Annotated in this window: 20 protein-coding genes; 8 read left to right on the plus strand and 12 right to left on the minus strand. The window is 69.9% G+C overall.

The genetic code is table 11. The features are described from left to right. Nucleotides 1–69: 69 nt before the first annotated feature. The 5 genes from KDB89_RS13800 to KDB89_RS13820 form a co-directional block, all read right to left on the minus strand. Nucleotides 70–684 (minus strand): hypothetical protein, encoded by a 615-nt coding sequence (locus KDB89_RS13800; protein WP_219081987.1) that lies wholly within the window; start codon nt 682–684, stop codon nt 70–72. Between the two features lie 315 nt (nt 685–999). Then, complete coding sequence (locus KDB89_RS13805; protein WP_219081989.1) at nt 1,000–2,868, minus strand: family 43 glycosylhydrolase; 1,869 nt, start codon at nt 2,866–2,868, stop codon at nt 1,000–1,002. Then, on the minus strand, nt 2,865–3,194 hold the full coding sequence (locus KDB89_RS13810; RefSeq protein WP_219081991.1) for an ArsR/SmtB family transcription factor: 330 nt from the start codon (nt 3,192–3,194) through the stop codon (nt 2,865–2,867). Before KDB89_RS13810 ends, KDB89_RS13805 begins: the two co-directional genes overlap by 4 nt. Before the next feature lie 13 nt (nt 3,195–3,207). Further along, nucleotides 3,208–4,467 carry an MFS transporter gene (locus KDB89_RS13815; RefSeq protein WP_219081994.1) on the minus strand — a complete coding sequence of 420 codons (1,260 nt, stop codon included), beginning with the start codon at nt 4,465–4,467 and terminating at the stop codon, nt 3,208–3,210. A 33-nt stretch (nt 4,468–4,500) separates the two neighbouring features. Continuing rightward, a complete protein-coding gene (locus KDB89_RS13820; protein WP_219081996.1) occupies nt 4,501–5,772 on the minus strand; it encodes a hypothetical protein in 1,272 nt (423 codons plus the stop codon). A 379-nt stretch (nt 5,773–6,151) separates the two neighbouring features. Between KDB89_RS13820 and KDB89_RS13825 the strand changes: the two genes are divergently transcribed. From KDB89_RS13825 to KDB89_RS13835, 3 genes are all read left to right on the plus strand, one after another. Beyond that, on the plus strand, nt 6,152–6,442 hold the full coding sequence (locus KDB89_RS13825) for a GNAT family N-acetyltransferase (RefSeq protein ID WP_219081998.1): 291 nt from the start codon (nt 6,152–6,154) through the stop codon (nt 6,440–6,442). A 342-nt stretch (nt 6,443–6,784) separates the two neighbouring features. Further along, nucleotides 6,785–7,717 carry an aldo/keto reductase gene (locus KDB89_RS13830; protein ID WP_219082000.1) on the plus strand — a complete coding sequence of 311 codons (933 nt, stop codon included), beginning with the start codon at nt 6,785–6,787 and terminating at the stop codon, nt 7,715–7,717. A 417-nt stretch (nt 7,718–8,134) separates the two neighbouring features. Continuing rightward, complete coding sequence (locus KDB89_RS13835) at nt 8,135–9,481, plus strand: MATE family efflux transporter (RefSeq protein WP_219082002.1); 1,347 nt, start codon at nt 8,135–8,137, stop codon at nt 9,479–9,481. A gap of 158 nt (nt 9,482–9,639) precedes the next feature. Here KDB89_RS13835 and KDB89_RS13840 read toward each other — a convergent pair whose 3' ends face one another. From KDB89_RS13840 to KDB89_RS13855, 4 genes are read right to left on the minus strand one after another with little or no spacing between them, the layout of a single operon-like run. Further along, a complete protein-coding gene (locus KDB89_RS13840; RefSeq protein WP_219082004.1) occupies nt 9,640–10,632 on the minus strand; it encodes a zinc-binding dehydrogenase in 993 nt (330 codons plus the stop codon). 41 nt (nt 10,633–10,673) lie between these two features. After that, entirely contained in the window at nt 10,674–10,979 is a 306-nt protein-coding gene (locus KDB89_RS13845) for an AzlD domain-containing protein (protein WP_219084338.1), read from the minus strand. Between the two features lie 2 nt (nt 10,980–10,981). After that, complete coding sequence (locus KDB89_RS13850; RefSeq protein WP_219082006.1) at nt 10,982–11,695, minus strand: AzlC family ABC transporter permease; 714 nt, start codon at nt 11,693–11,695, stop codon at nt 10,982–10,984. Beyond that, on the minus strand, nt 11,692–12,315 hold the full coding sequence (locus KDB89_RS13855) for a helix-turn-helix domain-containing protein (RefSeq protein WP_219082008.1): 624 nt from the start codon (nt 12,313–12,315) through the stop codon (nt 11,692–11,694). The genes KDB89_RS13850 and KDB89_RS13855 overlap by 4 nt, the downstream gene beginning before the upstream one ends. A gap of 174 nt (nt 12,316–12,489) precedes the next feature. Between KDB89_RS13855 and KDB89_RS13860 the strand changes: the two genes are divergently transcribed. The 3 genes from KDB89_RS13860 to KDB89_RS13870 all read left to right on the plus strand — a co-directional run bounded on the left by KDB89_RS13860 (nt 12,490) and on the right by KDB89_RS13870 (nt 15,802). After that, nucleotides 12,490–13,254, plus strand: coding sequence for a glycerophosphodiester phosphodiesterase family protein (locus KDB89_RS13860; RefSeq protein ID WP_219082010.1), 765 nt, complete (start codon nt 12,490–12,492; stop codon nt 13,252–13,254). Nucleotides 13,255–13,531: 277 nt separating this feature from the next. After that, entirely contained in the window at nt 13,532–14,911 is a 1,380-nt protein-coding gene (locus KDB89_RS13865; RefSeq protein WP_219082012.1) for an HNH endonuclease signature motif containing protein, read from the plus strand. A gap of 36 nt (nt 14,912–14,947) precedes the next feature. Next, the gene (locus tag KDB89_RS13870; RefSeq protein WP_219082014.1) at nt 14,948–15,802 is read left to right on the plus strand and encodes a protein NO VEIN domain-containing protein; all 855 of its coding nucleotides are present in this window, start codon (nt 14,948–14,950) and stop codon (nt 15,800–15,802) included. Between the two features lie 14 nt (nt 15,803–15,816). Here the strand turns inward: KDB89_RS13870 and KDB89_RS13875 are convergent, their stop codons facing one another. Continuing rightward, entirely contained in the window at nt 15,817–16,464 is a 648-nt protein-coding gene (locus tag KDB89_RS13875) for a 4a-hydroxytetrahydrobiopterin dehydratase (protein WP_219082016.1), read from the minus strand. Nucleotides 16,465–16,737: 273 nt separating this feature from the next. Here KDB89_RS13875 and KDB89_RS13880 point away from each other — a divergent pair, with 273 nt between their 5' ends. Together KDB89_RS13880 and KDB89_RS13885 are read left to right on the plus strand one after the other, a co-directional pair. Beyond that, nucleotides 16,738–16,941 (plus strand): cold-shock protein, encoded by a 204-nt coding sequence (locus KDB89_RS13880; protein ID WP_219082018.1) that lies wholly within the window; start codon nt 16,738–16,740, stop codon nt 16,939–16,941. Nucleotides 16,942–17,044: 103 nt separating this feature from the next. Then, nucleotides 17,045–18,310 (plus strand): chloride channel protein, encoded by a 1,266-nt coding sequence (locus tag KDB89_RS13885; protein WP_219082020.1) that lies wholly within the window; start codon nt 17,045–17,047, stop codon nt 18,308–18,310. Here KDB89_RS13885 and KDB89_RS13890 read toward each other — a convergent pair whose 3' ends face one another. Both KDB89_RS13890 and KDB89_RS13895 read right to left on the minus strand, forming a co-directional pair. Further along, the gene (locus tag KDB89_RS13890; RefSeq protein ID WP_219082022.1) at nt 18,311–18,814 is read right to left on the minus strand and encodes a GNAT family N-acetyltransferase; all 504 of its coding nucleotides are present in this window, start codon (nt 18,812–18,814) and stop codon (nt 18,311–18,313) included. 4 nt (nt 18,815–18,818) lie between these two features. Next, entirely contained in the window at nt 18,819–19,514 is a 696-nt protein-coding gene (locus tag KDB89_RS13895) for a hypothetical protein (RefSeq protein ID WP_219082024.1), read from the minus strand. Between the last annotated feature and the right edge of the window lie 2 nt (nt 19,515–19,516).

Raw genomic sequence — 19,516 nt, forward strand, 5'->3', positions numbered from 1 at the left:
CTCACCGGAGCGCGTAACCGCCCGCTCCTACCTCCAGGCGGTGCGGAGTGATGTCCGGGGCCGATGCGCTCAGGCCAGGGGGAGCTGGTGGGCGGGGTGGAGCGCGTAGTCGGCCATGTAGTCGAACACGCCGCGCAGCCGCACCCGCGCCTCATCGCCGTAGTAGCCCCGCTGGGCCGCTGGGAAGTCGGGCCACTCACCGTCGAACGTGAAGGCCCAGGTGAACGTGTCGTGCGGCTCGTCGGCGACGGCGAACAGGCACTCGAAGCCGTACTTCTCGCGCACGGGGACGATGTCGCGCCACACATCCAGGAAACCCGGCCAGCCGCCCGTGATCCAGTATCGCCGCATGACGACGGTGCCGGACCAGGTGAGGTCGTCGCGCAGAACTTCGGCGCGGACCTGACGGACGGCGACGTTGCGGAAGACGTGCGGCGCGGCGAGCCCATCCAGCTCCGCCCGCTCCGGATCGGCTGCGACGGCGGCCGCGCCGGCCGACGGGTCGGGGTGCGAGTAGAGCCAGCTCAGCTTCGGCTCCGCGTCGGTCTCCAGGTACGCCTGGTGGACGGAGTACCCGTGTCGGCGCAGCAGCGCGACCTCGCGGGGCCACAGCTCCAGCCACGCGTCGAGATGCCGCCGCGGCTTGATCGCGAACCGGTGCAGGAACAGCTGGTCATCGGGCATGCCTCACCTTAACCGCAGGTCAGGCACCGTTTCGTCGTTGCTGGCGCGCCTCCTCAGGGCCCTTCGACAAGCATGTGCTGAGCCCGTCGAAGTGCTCAGGGAACCGGAATCGCTGAGGACACCATCGATCGCTTAGGACACCATCGATCGCTGAGGACACCATCGGATCGCTGAGCCTGTCGAAGCGCCCTGAGCGCAGCGAAGGGGAACACCGAGCCCGCGCACAACTGTGGCCAGGTCCCCAGCACGCGCGATATACCCGCGTGCTGCGGCTATGGCCACAGTTGTGCGCGGACCCGTCGGCTCAGCGGACCTTCACCGGACGACGACGTCGACGTACACCTCGCGGTTGCCGGGCGCGACCTCCTCGTCGGCGGTCATGTCCAGCACCGGCAGGCCGTCGGAGGCCCAGTGGACCCGGCGGACGAAGGTGTCGCGGCCGGTCAGCCCCTTGTGGTGCGTGCGGGCGTGGAAGACGTAGATGCGGTTGCCGTCCTCGTCGAGCGACCACATCCCGTGCCCGGTCCCCAGCTGCCACTCACCGTTGAAGATGCTCGACTTCTGGATGGGGTAGTTCAGCCGCGTCCAGGCGTCGGGGCTTGTCAGATCGATTCCCCGGCCCGACGGAGCGGTGACGAGCCCCGTCGTGTACGAGTCCCCGACAGCGGACCCGGAGTAGAGCATGAACAGGGTGCCGTCCTTCTCGAGCACGTTCGGCCCCTCGGCGATGACGTTGTCCCACGAGTACTCCGGCGCGATGATGCGGACGGGGTCGGAGGTGAGGCGGGTCGGGTCGGCGGGATCCATGGTCGCGATGAACACCGACCCGAGCATCTGCCACGAGTAGTAGTGCGTGCCGGAGTCCTCGAAGTGCGTCATGTCGAGGGAGATGGCCTCGAGGTCGTTGAGGATCGACCCGTCGGCGCGCAGCACGGGAACGGCCTTCGTCCAGTTGCCCGGCTCGCGCGGATCGAGGTCGTTGCCCGCGCCGTCCTTGCGCAGCTGGATGATGCTCGCGCGGCCGGTCCACATGTCCGGCTTCCCGTCGGCGCCGTCGTAGCAGGGCATGAAGAGGACAGACAGGTTGCCGTCGATCGTGTGGATCTCCGGCGCCCAGAAGCAGCCCGTCAGGACGTTACCGGCCGCGTCCGTGTCCCCCGCGACGAGCAGGTCGATCTCCTTGCACCGGCCGGCCTCGATCGCGTCGTCGGACAGGTCCTCGATCCGCTCGGCCACGCGGATGGGCATGTGCGGCCCGACCGACGGGTCGATGCAGTTCATCATGTAGTCCTCGGTGGCGATCATGATGAAGATTCGACGACCATCGAAGCTGAACGGGACGATCGACGGGTCGGCCCGCTCGTCTGCGAACGGCGTCGGGTACAGCGGCTGCCGGATGAGACCGCGAACGCGCCGGGAGCCAGCGGTCGACGTGTCGACCTCGTCCCATTCGACGGCGCGGGTCGCGGTGGAGCCGTCGGAGTACGCCAGCCCAACGCGGGGCGGAAGCTGCGGCGCCGCGCCGACCGCGACCTCGACCGGCCCCAGCGGCGCGACGGCGGTGTTGACGATCCGGCCGAAGCGGACCCGCAGTGCCGCGGCGATCTCGTCCGACACCTCGACGACGTTGCCGGAGCCGAAGTCGGCGACGTCCGCCGCGACGGCGACCGGCTCGGGCCGGCCGTCGCGCACCTCGCCGCGCGTCGCGCCGTCGGAGAGGTCGTCGAACCGGACCTGCCGGTCGACGCCGTCGTCCGAGGTCCAGCCGACGAGGTAGCCGCCTCCGTCGACACGCACGTCGGCGCCGTGGACGCCGTCGTCGACGCCCAGGTCCACCAGGCCGACCTCCTCGAAGGTCAGGAAGTCGACGGTGCGGGCGAACAGGACGCCGGAACGCTCCGTACCGTCCGGCCCGCCGCCGCGGGCGGTGCGCGTCGCGACGATCCCGAAACCACCGTCGACAAGGGGAAAGACCCGCGGGTCGCGGAGGCTGCGGATGACGTCGTCGCGGGTGCCGAACGGGCCGGGGGTCGCGGAGACGCGGGCGAAGAAGATGCCGTAGTTGCCGTTCAGCGGCTCCCAGGCGCCGTCCTCCTCGAGCGCGAGGTGGAGGCTCAGCGCGATGTCCTCGTTGTTGGCCTCGGCGACGGTGGTGGGCTGGCGGTCATAGGCGAGGAGCTTCATCGGTTCTCTCTGTGGTGGGGCGGGCTCGGGTAGAGGACGTGCTCGCTGTGCTGCAGGAGGTTGCTGACGAGCGCCGCTACGTGCTCGTCGGGCTGGCCGTAGAACACGGTCACCCCGTCGCGGCGCGACGTTACCAGTGCTCCCCCGCGGAGCTTCGCCAGATGCTGCGACACGGCCGGGACCGGACGACCGAGCGCCTCCGCGATCGCCGTCACGGGCATCTCGACGCCGTCGAGCATTGCGAGGATCGCCAGCCTGGTGCGGTCAGCCAGGAGGCGCGCGACGGAGGCGGCGTTGTCGAGGTCGGCGTCCGGCGGCAGAGTCATGGTCCCCATGTTCTCACTCCGCGGTGATGCGCAGCGCGGCGACGCTGGTCGCTCTCCTCGGCCACGCGACGGCGGCCACGACGGTCGCCGCCCCGGCGATCACGGCCAGCACGGCGGCCGTCAGCGTCAGGCTGGCCGAACCGAGCCACCCGACGAGGGGGTAGGTCACGAGCCAGCAGGCATGGGACAGGGAGAACTGCGCCGCGAAGACGGCCGGCAGGTCCGGCCTTCCCACGGAGCGGCGGATGATGCGGGCCACCGGCGTCTCGGCCGACGCCCACGCCAGTCCGATCACGACCCACAGGATGCAGACCCCGGCCACGCCCCAGGCGGGGTCCGCGATGGAGAGGGCGGCCGGGATGAGCGCGGTGGCGACCGTGACCCCCGCGGCTCCCACGAGCATCACGCGCCGCTCGGCCACGACCCGCAGCACCCGCGGCAGCAGGAGCGCGGCGGCCATGGAGCCCAGTCCGTTCGCGCCGAGCACCCAGGCCACCGCAGACTCCGGCAGCCCGAAGACGGACCTCACGACGACGACCGTCTGCACAATGACGAACGCGCCACCCGTCGCGACGACGAGGTTGAGGGCGAGCACGGGGCGGAGCGCGGGGGTCGCGACGAACAGGGCCGCGCCACGGATGACCCGGCGCCAGAACGTGGCCGGGGCCCCGCCGGCCACGGTCGGCCCGACCTCGGGCGCGGCGACCCGCGGGATGACCACCGAGAGGACCAGTGCGGCCGAGCCGGCGAAGCCGACCGCGGTCCCGTAGAAGAGGGTCGACGAGCTGACAAACACCAGCATTGCGGCGGCGAGCGTTGGCGAGACGACCTGCTCCAGGTCGCCCGCGAGCCGGGACAGCGAAAGCGCCTCGGTGTAGTCGTCCTCGTCGGTCAGGACGTCGGGGATGACGGACTGGAAGGTGGGGGTGAACGTCGCCGACGCGGCCTGCAGGACGAAGACGAGCACGAAGACCTGCCAGACCTCGGTCACGGCGGGCAGGCACAGCGCAACCGCGAGGCGGAGCACGTCGGACCCGACGAGGACCGCACGACGTGGCAGGGCGGCGACCAACGCCGTCGCGACCGGGGCGACGAACACGTAGGCGACCATCTTGATGGCGAGGGCGGTGCCGAGGATCTGACCCGCGTGGTCGCCCGCCAGCTCAAAGGCCAGCAGCCCCAGCGCGACCGTCGCCAGCCCGGTGCCGAGCAGCGCGACGATCTGGGCGCCATACAGACGGCGGAAGGCGCGGACCCGCAGGACGCGAAGCATGCCTCATTCTTGCACGCTTTCGCAATCATGCAACTAGTGGTAGCGGCGCCGTGGGCGTCTGCGGGCCCCGATCCCGAGCGCCCCGATGACGGTCGCCAGGGTCAGGAACACGCCCATGCCGATCCAGCCGACGGCTGCGCGGGGGCTGGTCGTCGGCCCCGTCTCGGCGACCACCGGGCCGGTCGACCCGATCCCGGGGCCCTCCTGCGGCACGCCGACCGGGTCGCGCGGCGCGGCCGGCGCCGTGGCTGGCGGGGCGGGAGGCGTGACGGGCTCAGCCCGCGGGATCACGCTCGCGATGGCCTCTGCGGTCGCCTCGCTCTGGGCATCGCGGTTCTCGACGTGCACGGCGACACGGTTGTGGTGACGGACGGGCAAGGCGGACACGGGCAGGTCGGCGTCGGTGGTGATCGCGTAGGCGAGCGTCGCGATGGCGCCCGTGGCGATGGGCCCCTGGAAGATCACCTCGAAGCTCGCGACCTCAGCGGAAGGGTCGGCGGGGGTGACGCCGTCGTCGAACGGCACGGACTCCGTCTCGCCGTCGGTCAGTGTGTAGGCCACCATGCCCGAGGTCGCCCCCTCCGGGAAGTCGATGCCCCGGCTGAACCCGTCGAAGGTGAAGACGTCAGGGAAGCTGCCCGTGGCCGGCTCCCTGATCCACAGCCGGTCGATGGGCGCTGCCGAGGTGTTTGCCGCTGTGATCGTCACCGTCGTGGAGTTCCCTGCGGCCACGACATCGGGGTCGATGGACTTGTCCGCACTCGCCGACACTTCCGTCTCCGGCTCCTTCGCAGGGATCGACTCAGGAGTAGCTGGCTCGGTGGTGGGTTGCGGCTCCTCGCTCATGGACGGTGGCGCGGGTGGGGCGGCCGGGGTGACGGTCGCCGACGCGCCGACGTCCAGGAAGTTCGCGCCTTCCAGAACGGCGGTGTTGTCCACAGGTTGCCCGACCTGATCGGTGGACAGATCAGCGGGGACGACCGCCGTCACGGACACCTCCGCGACCTCTCCCGCCGGGAGGCCGACGGTCCCGTCACCCAGATCGACCTTCCAGTAGACCGCGATGTCGTTGCCCTGCACGACGACATCCGCCGTTGGCCCGGCCGAAACCACAGCGCCACTGACCTGCAGCGGAGCGTGGAGCACGTCCGTCAACACGGCGTCGCGACACCCGGCCGCGCCATCACACCCGACGGTGAGGGTGTAGCTGAGCGTCTCCCCCGCCGAGACGCTGTGCGCGGATACCACCATGCCGACACTCGCGGTCGTTTCGACGTCGGCGGGGTCGGGGTCCGGAAGCGCCATGGCCACGCCCTGTCCAACCACTAACAGGACAAGGCTCAGCGGCAGCATCGCCGCAAGCCGATTCATCACGTCGCCGCCTCCCCCAAGCCGGATCCGTAGGTGGTGCCAGTCTGTCAGCGCCGCGGTCGCCACACAAGGCCCACCCGGCAAGCTGGGGAACTTTCGTCCACAGCGGTGGACGGCCGTCAGCGAACTTATCCACAGATGTTCACAACCCTGGGGGTAAACCACAGGCGTGTAGTTTGGGGCGTCGTCCGACATCGGCCCTGGCACCACTCATCGTGCCGGCCACCGTGTCCACCGATCCAGCGCCTGATTGGCGGGGCGCGGCGCAAGGCCTGAGTAGTGTGAGCGGCACGCCCGCCCAAGGAGGACAGCCATGAGCGACATCGAGTTGGTCCACAACCCCGCGCTGAAGCGCTACGAGGCGCACCTCGACGGGCAACTTGCCGGCTTCGCCGAGTACATGCTCGCCGACAAGCTGACGGTGTTCACCCACACCGAGGTCAACCCGGCCTTCGAGGGCCGAGGCGTCGGCGGAGCGATCGCGCGGCTCGGCCTCGACGACGTCCGCGACAACGGCGTCAACAAGGTCATGGCACTGTGCCCGTTCATCAAGGTCTGGATCCAGAAGCACCCCGACTACGAACCGCTCGTCTACGGAGACTGACCGCCCTGCTGCTGGTGGGCCCGTCCGCCCGCCGATCCCACGCGGCGCTCGTAGAGCTGAGGCCCCCCGCCCGCCAGTGCGCCGATGAGCACGACACACTTGTCATGAACCAAAAGGCCCTGATTCACGGCGATTTCGCCGACGACAAGTGTGTCGTGCTCATCCCGGGTCGTCGGCAGGGGGACCGTCCACCGTCGGTCCTCATACAACGGGGCGCCCCGGGGCCGCGCCATCGGGCCTCTCGCTCCAGGAGACAGGCGAAACCTACGCCGACGCCCACCCGCGGCTCGGCCGGACAATGGCGCTAGAGTTCGTTTCACGCCACAACTTCAAGGAGCAGGAATGAAGACGTTCCCCCTCGGCACCACTGATCTGCAGGTGCCCGCCGTCGTTGCCGGAATGATGCGCATCGAGGCCCTGACGGACGCGAAGATCCGCGAACTCTACGGCGCCTCGCTCGACGCGGGCGTCGACTTCTTCGACCACGCCGACATCTACGGCGAGGCGCCCTTCCACGGCTGCGAGTCCCGATTCGCCGAGGCGCTGCAGCTGACCAGCGCCGAGCGCGACCAGATCACGCTGCAGTCCAAGGCCGGCATCAACAAGGGGTCGCACTTCGACTTCTCCTACGACCACCTCGTCGGCCAGGTCGAGGGATCCCTCAAAGCCCTGCGCACCGACCGCCTCGATGTGCTCCTTCTCCACCGCCCCGACGCTCTGGTCGAGCCGGAGGAGGTCGCGCGGGCGTTCGACGACCTGCACGCGGCCGGCAAGGTCGTCCACTTCGGCGTCTCGAACCACACGCCGGCTCAGATCGAGCTACTGAAGCGCTACGTGAAGCAGCCCATCGTCGCGAACCAGCTGCAGCTGTCCATCACGCACGCGCCGATCATCGCCCAGCCCCTGGCCATGAACATGGTCAAGGAGGACCAGTCGATCGACCGTGACAACGGCATCCTCGACTACTGCCGCCTGCACGACATCACGATCCAGGCGTGGTCGCCGTTCCAGGCGGGCTTCTTCACCGGCGTCTTCCTCGGCAACCCCGAGTACGCGGAGCTGAACGCCGTGATCGACCGCCTCGCCGCCCAGTACGACGTGCCGGCCGAGGCCATCGCCACCTCCTGGATCATCCGCCACCCGGCCAACATGCAGGTCGTCCTCGGCACGACCAGCGCCGACCGGGTGACGGCCGCTGCCAAGGGCGCCGACGTCCCGCTCACCCGCGTCGAGTGGTACGAGCTGTTCCGTGCGGCGGGCCACCTCCTCCCCTGACGCGCCACTCGGACCGGACCGGGCCTCCTCATCCGACACAAGAGCACAACAATGCCTATTCCGGGGCCGCTGCAACATGGCAACAGCAGCCCCGACATACGCATCGTTGTGCCGGGGAACCGGGAGTGATCCCAGCGCAGGCCTACCCATGACGGGAACCGGACGGCCTCTGGGAGCGATGCGGGACCGCACCCGGGACCAGACACAAGACCGGACACTGGGCCCGGGGCAGGATGCCCCGGGCCCAGTGTTGTAGGCTTTGCGGGTTCCGCCCTTCGGGTTTCCCGAAGTGTCCGGGAACCTCCCCTGCCTGGCCAGCCGATCGAGCCACCGACCAGGTCATCCGCTCACCACCACACGCGAGAGTGCTGCATGTCCCACAACCTGACGGTTGGTCCCCCCGTCCGCCTGATCGTGATGTTTACGTTGCCACTGTTGTTGGGCAATGTGTTCCAGCAGCTGTACGCCGTCACCGACTCGATCGTCGTCGGCCGGATGATCGGCGTAGAGGCCCTGGCCGCCGTCGGCGCGTCGGGCAGCCTGCAGTTCCTGCTCGTCGGCTTCGCCATGGGCGCGTCGGCGGGCGTCGCCATCCCCGTCGCCCGGGCGTTCGGCGCCCACGACCTGCCGCGCATGCGGCGAGCCGTCGCCGCCGGCGCGACCATCAGCGTGGGCATCGCGATCGCCATCTTCCTGATCGGGACGCTCGGCTCCGGCACGCTGCTCACGTGGATGGGCACCCCCGCCGCGCTGATGGACGACGCGAGGACCTTCCTCACCGTGCTCTTCAGCGGCGCCGTGGCCACCGTCGCCTTCAACTTCCTGAGCGCAGTCATCCGAGCGCTGGGCGACTCGCGCACGCCCCTGACGTTCCTGGTCGTCGCCTGCGTCCTCAACGGCCTGCTGGTTGTCGCGTTCATCGGCTGGTTCCACATGGGCGTCGGTGGCGCGGCTCTCGCGACGGTCGTCGCTCAGGCCATTTCGGTGATCCTCTGTCTGATCCTCATCCAGCGGCGGATGCCCGAGCTGCGGCTGCATGGTGAGGACTGGCGCTTCTCGTCCCGCGAGCTCGGCGAGGCCGCCCGGTTCGGCCTCACGATGGGCTTCCAGATGTCCGTCATCGCCATCGGCGCGGCCATCCTGCAGTTCGGCATCAACCAGCTCGGCACCGACGCGGTGGCGGCCTTCACCGCGGCGATGCGCGTCGACCAGGTGGCCGTGACCCCGCTGGCCTCCGTGGGCGTCGCGATGAGCACCTACGTCGCACAGAACCGCGGCGCCCGCCAGTGGTGGCGCATCCGCGTCGGCGTGTTCCGCACCGCCTGGCTGACGATGGGGCTGGCCGTCGTGCTCGGTGCGACCATCTCGATCTTCGGCACCAACCTCGTCCGCCTGTTCGTCGGCGACGGGCAGGAGCAGGTCGTGTCGATGGCGCACCAGTACCTGGTCGTCAACGGCACCTTGTACGTGATCCTGTCGCTTCTGTTCCTGCTTCGGCAGTCGGTTCAGGGCCTGGGCGACACCCTCACCCCTACCCTGGCCGGATTCATGGAGCTCGCCGCCCGAGCCCTGGTCGGCCTGGTGCTGATCGAGCAACTCGGCTGGACCGGCGCTGTGATCGCGGCGCCGCTGGCCTGGGTGGGTGCGCTGATCCCCGTCGCGATCGCGTGGGCCGTGCAGCGACGACGGCTTATCCGGGAGTCGGCGACCCCGTCGGAGGTCGACAGCCTCACCCCGACCCGCGACGTGCAGCGCGCGGCCTGACCCCGTCGCCCCAGCTCTACCGGGGTCTTCCGCGCAGAAAAGTGGCCAGGGCCGCAGCACGTCGGTTATTTCCGAGCGCCGGGGCTCTGGCCACTTTTCTGCACGGGTCGCCCGGCGAGGCCAGCCTGTTGGAGGAGGCCTGGCCGGACAGGGCGTGCCTAGACCTGGTCGACGACGGCGACGATCTTGCCCGCGACGTGGCGACGCTCAATCTCGGCCAGCGCGTCGGGAACGTGTGCGAGCTCGATCACGCGGCTCAACTGCGGGTTCAGCGCACCCGTGTCGACGCGCGTCAGGAGGTCGGTGAGCATCGTCGAGAGGTCGGCGACGTGGGCCGCCCTGCCTGCAGAATAGGCCGCGCCCAGCGAGATCTCGTGGATCGAGGGCGAGATGCCGAACGGCGGGACCGCGTCGAAGGTGGCACGGCCCGCCACGCAGGCGATGCCCCCGGTGTGGTTCAGCAGCGCAACCTCGCGGGAGGCGTTCTCCGGACTCACGGTGTCGATGATCGCGTCGATCCCTGCGTCCCCCGCCAGCCCTCGGATCTCGTCGAAGGCGTTGTCGGCGCGGTAGTCGACCGTAGCATCGGCACCGAGCTCACCCAGCCTGTCGAAGCGCGACGACGCGGTGGCGATGACCCGGGCACCCGCCGCCTTGGCCAACTGGATCGCGAATCCGCCGACCCCACCGTTGCCCCCGGTGATGAGCACCGTCTGGCCGGGCGCGACGTGCAGGCGCCGCACGACGCACTGGTAGGCGGTCATTCCGGCGCAGGGCAGGGCCGCGGCGGTGACCGCGGTGAGGTCGTCGGGGATCCGGGCGAGCGCGCGGGCGTCGGCCAGCATGAACTGCGCGAAGGCACCGTCGCGACGCAGGTCGCTGTGCACGGCCACCCGCTGCCCGACCAGCGAGCCGTCGACACCCTCACCCACCTCGTCGACGACCCCCGCCGCGTCCAGCCCGCCGATGTGCGGCCAGGACCAGTCGGGGTGGCCGCCGCCGGTCAGGCCGGCGTCGACGGGGTTGAGGCCGACGGCCTCGACGCGCAGGCGGACGAAGCCGGGAATGGGATCGGGGATGGTCGCCTTCCCCAACGCGAGGGCCGACGGGCCGGACGGGCTGGAGAGAAGCAGTGCCTGCATGGTGCTCATGTCCCTATCCTGCCCCCGCGGTCGGCCGCCGGAGGCGTCAATCAGCCCCAGCCGGCGAGCCGCAGCAGCGCGGCCGTGAGCGCCCCGAGCACAACGACGACGATGAACGGCGCCCTGAGCCACAGCGCGACAGCTGCGACGGCGACCGCCGCGAGCCGGGCATCGAGCACGAGGGTCGAGCCGTCGGCGAAGGTCTGCGTGACGGACAGCGCAGCCAGCAGGCCGACGGTGACGCCGCCCGCCGCGTAGGCCACGCGCGGGTTCTCCAGCGCCTTCGACGGCACGAGGTAGCCGAGCAGCTTCTGCGCCAGGCACGCGACGCTCGCGGCGATCACCCAGAACCACATGCTCACACCATCCCCTTCGCCGTCGCGTCGGCACTCGCGGGCCGGTACCCCCACCAGGCGACGGCGGCGGCCGCTGCCCCGGCGGCCAGGATCGGGATCCCGGCGGGCGCCAGCGGCACCGCGACAGCGGCGACGACCGCCGCTGCGACGCCGATCACCTGGGCCTGCCGCTCCCTCAGTCGCGGCCACAGCAGCGCGATGAATGCCGCGGCAGCGGCACCGTCGAGGCCCCACTGCTTCGGGTCACCCAGCACGTTGCCCAGCAGCGCCCCGCCGAGCGTGGCCAGGTTCCAGAACACGTAGACCCCGATGCCCGCGGCCCAGAAGCCGGCGCGACGCGCCGTCGGCTCGTGCTGGGCCATGGACACGGCGATCGACTCGTCGATCGTGACCTGCGCCCCGGCTAGGCGGCGCCACCCCCTCAGGCGGAGCATCGGGGACATCTGGAGGCTGTAGAGGGAGTTGCGCACGCCCAACAGGAAGGCCGTCGCGGCCGCCGCGAGCCCTCCCCCACCAGCGCCGATGACGCCGATGAACGCGAACTGGCTGCCCCCGGTGAACATCAGGAGGCTGAGTGCGCAGGTCTGCCACACGCTCAGGCCGGCCGCGACGGACAGCGCGCCGAAGGAGATCCCGTAGGCGCCCGTGGCGAGTCCGACCCAGATCCCCTGCCGGACCGCCGCCCTCGTCGGATGGCGCGTCGTCGTGTCGCTCATGCGCCCGGGTGCTCCATCATCAGGACCAGCCAGCTGCCCGGCTCCAGCGCCTCGCAGTAGTGCGGCACATCGCCGGGGTAGGTGACGTAGTCTCCGACCCCCAGTTCGACGGTGTCGCCCTCGGCCCCCATGAGCACGCGGCCCGCGGCGACGATCGCGTGCTCGACAGAGCCTCGCGGGTGCGGCCGGGATTCCCGCGGCGCCCCGGGCTCGACCTCGATGACGTACAGGTCGCGACGCTCGTGACCGTTTCCGGGCGCGAGCAGCGAGGCGAGGTAGTTGGCCTGGTCGGACGCAAGCGGGCTGCGCTCGTCGGCGCGCACGACGCGGGTCGTCGCCTGCGGCGCGGCCAACAGCCGAGACAGCGGGATCCCGAGCGCCGTCGCGATGGCCCAGAGAGTCTCCACCGAGGGGTTCCCCGACCCGGCCTCCAGCTGCGACAGAGTCGACTTCGACACCCCCGCACGTCGAGCGATCGCGCTGAGCGACAGCTCAGCCCGGACCCTCTCCGCGCGCAGGTTCGCCGCGATCAGCGTGGCCGGGTCGTCGGTACGGCCCGTCGTCGTGCCACGCAGTGCATCGTGCGATCCTCCGTCGAAGTGCTCCAGGCCGTCATCCATACGTTCGGTATATCACACGTTCGTTCATTCTGCCGCACGGGAGTTGACCACTATGGACAGAATGCCCGGGCCCGCACGAGGCCCCGCGGCGAGGGCTCAACCCCGCCCCCGCACCCCCGTACAACTGATACCACCCGTCGTAATAACACATATTCAGCAATAGGGAATCCGTCTATGCCGACCACCCCCAGCGCCCACGTCCCCCGCCTCGACCACACGATCTTTGCGCACCGCGGTCTGTCGACGCTCAATCCGGAGAACACCATGGAGGCGTTCCGCGACGCGAGGGATCACGGTGCCCGCTGGATCGAGACCGACGTCGACCTCATCGCCGACGGCACCCCCATCCTGATCCACGACACCCAGCTCGAACGCACCACCGACCACACCGGCAGCATCTACGCCCTCACCGCCGAGGACCTGCCGTCGATCGACGCTGGCAAGTGGTTCGGCCGCCAGTTCGGCGGCTCACACATCCAGACGCTCGCCGACCTCGTCGACTTCCTGAACGAGACCGGCATCAACGCCAACATCGAGATCAAGCAGAACGAGCAGGGGGCGGCACGCACGATCCAGCTGATCGACGCCGTGGCCGCCGAGCTCGCCAGGCTCGACCCGTCGATCCAGATCATCGTCTCCTCGTTCTCGCAGCCGCTGCTGATGCACTTCCATCAGCGCCAGCCGCAGTACGCCATCGCGGTCCTGTACGAGACCTGCGCGCTCTACGACGACTGGCTGTCGGTGGCCGAGTTCTGCGGCGCGACCTACATCCACGTCGAGGACAGGGGCCTGACCCGCGAGAAGGTGCACGCCTTCACGGCCGCCGGCTACGGCGTCAACGTCTACACCGTCAACTCCCATGCCCGCGCCAACCAGCTCTTCAACTGGGGGGCGTCGGGAGTCTTCACCGACGTCGCCGACCTCTACCCCTGCGCCTGACCCCGGGGCCCGGGTCGGTTCCGGTCGGGTCCGGACCGCCCCCCCACGCGCCGCAGGCGCCCTTTCGCGGACGCCAACGATATTCGCGCGAATATCGTTGGCGTCCGTGCATACCGTTGGCGTTTGCGCATACCTCTGGGTTTTCCGGGGCGGATCGACCTAAGTGGATTCCCATCCTCGCGACCGACGGTAACAATTAAATAACGGTTCACCGGAATGTGACCAATCGCCTATTCCGGCACGCATTTCCGTCAGTCCCGACGGCTGTACTAGAGGTATGGAAACGACGCCGGCAGCCGAGCTCGCGCGGTACCTCGACGGTACCGTGCAGGAACTCGCCCACGCCCACGTCGCCGGGCTGAGCTTCGCCGAGCAGGTCGAGATCCTCGACCTGCTCGCCGGCTTCGAGGACCGCGTCGCCGCCCTCCGATCCACCATCATCCGCGAAGCAGACCTCACCGCAGTGAAAAGCACCGACCTCGCCCCACTGATCCACGCCACCTCACGCGTCACCGCACGCGAAGCCGCCGCACAGGTCCGCCTCGCCAAAGACCTCGACAACTACCCCCTGCTCCGACAGGCCTGGACCGACGGTGACCTCTCCCAGGCCCAGCTCCGCGGCATCATCCGCGGCCTACGCCGCATCCCCATCACGCTCGGCCCCGCCCAGCTCGACACCGCGCAGCAGGAACTCCTGCAGTGGCACGACCAGCTCGACCCCCAGGCCTACGAACACCTCGGCACCCTCCTCGACCCCCACGCCGCCGACCAGGCCGAAGCCCGCAAGATCGAACTCGACGCCCGCACCGCCCACGCCACCCGCGAACTCCTCATCGCCGACGACCACGCCGGCTCCACCCTCATCCACGGCCGCGTCCCCCGCGCCATCGGCGAAACCTTCCGCGCCCAGCTCGACGCACTCATCCCCACCGCCCAGTCCTACGCCGACGCCGGCGAGCCCGTCCCCTCCATGGCCGCCCGCCGAGCCGACGCCCTCGAAGAATGGACCGCCCGACTCGCCGGAGACCACACCCTCCCCTCCAACGCCGGCGACCGGCCCGTGATCTACCTCACCATGACCGCCACCGAAGCCGAGAACCGCGAAACCCAGGCCACGCTCATCAACACCGGCGAACAGCTCTCCGCAGCCGAGACCCGCCGGCTCGCCTGCGACGCCCGCTTCGCCCGCCTCGTCCTGAACGCCGACGGCGCCCCCCTCGACCTCGGCCAGACCAGACGCCTCTTCACCGGCCCACTACGCCGAGCCCTCGCCGCCCGCGACCGCGGCTGCGCCTTCCCAGGCTGCGACGCACCCCCCATCGCCTGCGAAGGACACCACATCAACCCCTGGCAGAACGGAGGAGAAACGAAACTCACCAACGCCGCCCTCCTCTGCCCCGCCCACCACCGACTCGTCGAACCCGACCCCGCCAGACCACCCGAACTCCAATGGCAGGTCCACCTCGACCCCGACACCCTGCTCCCCGTCTTCACCCCACCCACCACCATGCCCGGCAACAGACAACCACGCATCCACCACCGCTACCTGCTCCATTCGCCACGCCTGAGAACGGCAGCCACGCCCTGCGAATCCGTCACGTCTGACAGGTGCTGTTCCCCCGCGGATGGCAGACGTCTGCCCACACTGGGGCCTTGAACGTTCCCACCATTGGAGTGCCGTAGCCTGGGCCACATGGCCCAGACTGGGAAGAACTGGGATGACGCCGAGATCGCCGCCATCGTCGAGAGTTACTTCGGGATGCTCCGCGCCGAACTGCGGGGTGACCACTACGTCAAGCTGCGCGAGAATGAGCGCCTCCAGTCACTGACCTCACGCAGCCACGGTTCCATCGAATTCGAGTACCAGAACATCAGCGCCGCCCTCGAAGCACGACGGCTGGTGTCCATCGACGGGTACAAGCCACTCATGAACCGCCAATCGGCGCTCGATATGGCCGTGGAGACATTCCTCGATCACCACCCCGACATTCTCAGCCTCATGGACCGCTTCGTCAGCGAAAAGGCAGCCGTGCCTGCCACAGATGTTGTGTGGGGTCTGCACGAGACTGCGGCACCGGTCGTCGATTTCGGGTTGAGCGTCGACCGTCTACGCTTCCCCGTCCGGAAGGACTACGTTGCCCTTGAGGAGCGAAATCGCTCGCTGGGCTACGCGGGAGAACTGCTCGTCCTCGACTACGAACGCGAACGACTCCGCCGGAAGAACCGTCACGACCTGGCCTCGCGGGTCGAGCATGTGGCACAGCTGAAGGGCGACGGGCTCGGATTCGACATCGCATCATTCAACGCCACTACCGGCGAAGAGCGGTTCATCGAGGTCAAGACCACTCGGCGGGGCAACCGGGCCCCCTTCTACCTCTCGAAGAACGAGGTGACCTTCAGCTCCGAGGAGGCACCCCGCTTCTCGTTGTACCGCGTGTACGCCTTCGACAGGCGTCCGGGCCTCTACAAGCTGCACGGCTCGCTCGAGGCAACCTGCGCTCTGGACCCGCAGGAGTTCCTCGCGCTGCCGCACCACGCTGCCAGCTAGCAGCGACGACTTCGTCAGTCGTCGTCGCGACCGAGCGCCGAGCAGACGCAGACCTTGTTCCCCTCCGCGTCCTCGAGGATCGTCCACGACGGCTCGTGGCTGGTGTCGACGAGGCGGCCGCCGGCCTTCAGCGCCGCCGCCACCCGCTTCTGTGCCTCCTCCGGGGGCACGGTGATGTCGAAGTGGAAGCGCATCCGCGCCGGGTCGGTCGAGGTGGTGTCCTGGAACCACAGGCCCGGCAGCTCGCCGGCCGGGTCCACGAGCGCGTCGGAGTCCGCTTCGCCAAGGGCCAGCACCGCCGCCCAGAACGGCCTGATCGCGTCGGGGTCCAGCGTGTCGAGGCCGACCTCCAGGGCCTGCAGCTTGTCCGGACGCGGCGCGAACCCCGACTCCTTCGCCACGACGGAGATGCGCCGGCACAGCTCGATGTCGCGATCCGTGACACCCCCGACGTCGTGACTCGTCGACGTGATCTGCACGTGTCCGTAGCGCAGGTCGACATCGGGATGATGGTTCAGCTCGTCCGCGATCCTCGCGACCTCGGCGACGAAGCCCGCCCCCGCCGAGAAATCGCCGGTCTCGAAGCGGGCGTAAAGGGCCTCCAGCATCCACCGCCAGTCGGCCAGGTCGACGTCCCCGACCCTCAGTGTCTGTGTGCTCATCCGACCACGCTAGGCCGACGGCGGGGCCACCGCCAGACAAGATCCGCCAGATCCGCCGAGGGCGGAAGCTGTCTCCTGCCCGCAGGTAGCGTAAGCTGGGCTCGCGCGGGCAGCCAGCCCGCGACTGTGTGAGGGGCGTCATGGGCGCCCCCGCAACGTCAGACCCACTAGCTTCGACCCGCCGCCACCATGAGCGGCGGGCGTGCGGCCGGCACGCATTACCTCCTGAACGTATGGGAGCGCCGGAGAGTTACAAAAGCAAGGAATGACATCGTGGCCGAAGGCACTGTCAAGTGGTTCAACAGCGATAAGGGATACGGCTTCATCGCCCCCGACGACGGCACCGCCGATCTGTTCGCGCACTACAGCGAGATCGCTACGTCGGGTCGTCGTGACCTGTTCGAGAACCAGCGAGTCGAGTTCGAGGTGGGTCCCGGTAAGAAGGGCCCCCAGGCGACCAACATCCGTCCCCTCTGACGGATCCCAACACCACCGAGGCGCGGTGGTCTCTTCGGAGACCACCGCGCCTCGGTCTATGCCGGGCTCCTCTGCGGCGCGCCCACCCTCTAGGGTGAGCGACGTGGTGACCCGATTGCGCGACGAGCCCTGGGCGCGGCTCGCGCTGGCCACCATCACCGTCGGCGTCGCGGCCGGGCTCGGCGCCCTCGCGCTGGTCTTCGTGGTCCACGCCGTCGAGGACCTGGTGTGGGGGCACGCGTCGGGCCCCTTCCTCGACAACCGCGCCTACCCCTCGAACCGGTGGCTGCCGCTCGTCGTGCTCAGCTCCGCGGGCGTCGCCCTCTCCCTGGCCTGGTACGCGCTGCGCCGCTGGGGCGCCCCACTCGTGTCCATCAGGGACTCCATGCGCGGCACCCGCATGCCGGTACTCGGGACGGCGCTCGACGCCCTGATCCAGGTCGTCGGGGTCGCGCTCGGCTCGCCGATCGGCAAGGAGGTGGCGCCCCGCCAGCTGGCCGCGATGCTGGGCGACCGCGTGGCCGCGCTGCTCGGCGTCGACCGACGGTGGGTCGCGCCACTCATCGCCTCCGCCGCGGGCGCCGGCCTCGCCGCCGTCTACAACGTCCCGCTGGCCGGCACGCTCTTCGCGCTCGAGATCCTGCTGGCCAGGGTCAACCTGCGCCTGGCGGGCGTCGCGCTGACAGTCAACGTCATCGCGACCCTCGTCGCCCGCCCCCTCGTTCCCGACACCTCCCTCTACACCGTGCCGGAGGCGACGTCGACGTGGTGGGTGATCGCCGTCGCGCTGGCCATCGGCCCGATCCTCGGCTGGATCGGCGCGAGCTTCACGCTCCTGATGCGACGCCTCACGAAGGACCGGCCGACGGGGTGGCGACTCCTGCTCTGGCTGCCGCTCACGCTGGCCGCCGTGGGACTGCTGGCCGTCTGGTTCCCGCTGCTGCTCGGCAACGGCCGGGCGATCGCGCAGGTCGCGTTCGACGGGTCGGGCCCCATCGCGCTGCTTCTCGCGCTGGCCGTCCTCAAGTACCTCGTGACATCGGCGACGCTCGGCGCGGGCGCCATCGGCGGCACCCTGCAGCCCTCCATCGCGATCGGCGCCGCACTCGGGGCTGCCATCGGTCTACTGCTCGGCTGGGACCAGCCCCAGGTCACGGCGCTGGCCATCGTGGGTGCGGCCGGATTCCTGGCCACGACGATGCGCGCTCCGCTGACAGCGCTGGCCCTCGTCCTGGAGTTCACGGGCACCGGCTTCACGCTGCTGGTCCCCGTGACCGTCTGCGTGGTCGCCGCGCTCGGCACCGCCGAGCTCATCGACGGGCTCAGCCACCGCCGCCGCGCCCGCGCACGACTGCAGGCCGAGGCCTGATCAGAGCGCCAGCGTCATCTGGATCCGGCGCCCGTACCGGTCGAGCCCCACCAGGTGCTCCGCCCCCACCAGCGCCCGGTGGAAATCGGTCTCCGGCTCCGTCTCCACGAACCCCAGCGACGCGTAGAACGGCGCGTTGAACGGGACGTCGGCGAAGGTCCGCAGCGTCAGGTGGGTGTGTCCTCGATGTCGCGCCTCCTCGGCGGCCGCCTCGATCAGCCGGTGCCCGATGCGCTGCCTGCCGTGCTCCGGCGTCACGGAGACCTGCTCCAGGTGCGCCACGTCCTCGACCTCGAGGACGTGCACGAAACCCACCACGCCGGCCGACAACACCTCCTCCGCGACGAGCAGGTAGCCCGGTTCGGCGGCCCGCTCGGCCCCCGTCGGCGCCGGCTCCCAGTGGTCGGGGTGCAGCAGGTCGGTCAACAGCCGGTCGGCCGCCTCCTCGACGGCCTGCACGGAGGGCAGGTCGCGCGGCACCGCTGGTCGGACGAGGACTGGCATGGCCTCATCGTAGGTCCGCGCCCGATGAGGGCCGACGGTGTCCGCGGGGCCTCAGGGCGAACTCGGCGACGATCGCCGCGACCTCGTCGGGATCAAGCTCCTGCTGCACGACGGTGACGTGCGCGGTCGACCCGGCCGCGGTGACGATCTCCGTCCACACGTCGCCGTCGATCGGGCGCGCGACGGCGTCGGCGGACACGGCAGTCGCGCCGCAGTCAACGGAACCGGCCAGGTAGCTCGACACGAACGATGACGCGTCGGCCTCGTCGCCGAAGGAGACGACCTCCACCACTGCCGGGGCGCCGTCGGGGGTGGTGAACGCGCCCTCGACGACCCTGCCGGGGGTCGGCAGCTTCGACCGGTCCGTGCACGCGTACGACGCCCAGATCTGCATGATCTCCTCGACGTCGCGCTCCGATGCCCAGGCGACGTCGGGGCTGGCGGCCTCCTCGTCGACCGTCTGCGGCCGCTGGCTCCAGCCGCTGACGCTGGGCAGCGACGACGTGTCGACGGTGGGCGTCGGACCGGGATCGGGCGCGGCCGACGACGTCGTGACAAGGCTGGGCGCGACGCTCGGCGCGACGGACGACGGCGAGACAGAAGGCGCCGGCTCCGACGGCGAGGGCGTCACGCCCCCGCCTCCCTGGCAGCCGACCAGGGCGATGCTCGCCGCCGCTGCGGCCATGACCAGACGTCTCATCG

Source organism: Tessaracoccus palaemonis (genome assembly GCF_019316905.1).
Classification (GTDB): Bacteria; Actinomycetota; Actinomycetes; order Propionibacteriales; family Propionibacteriaceae; genus Arachnia; species Arachnia palaemonis.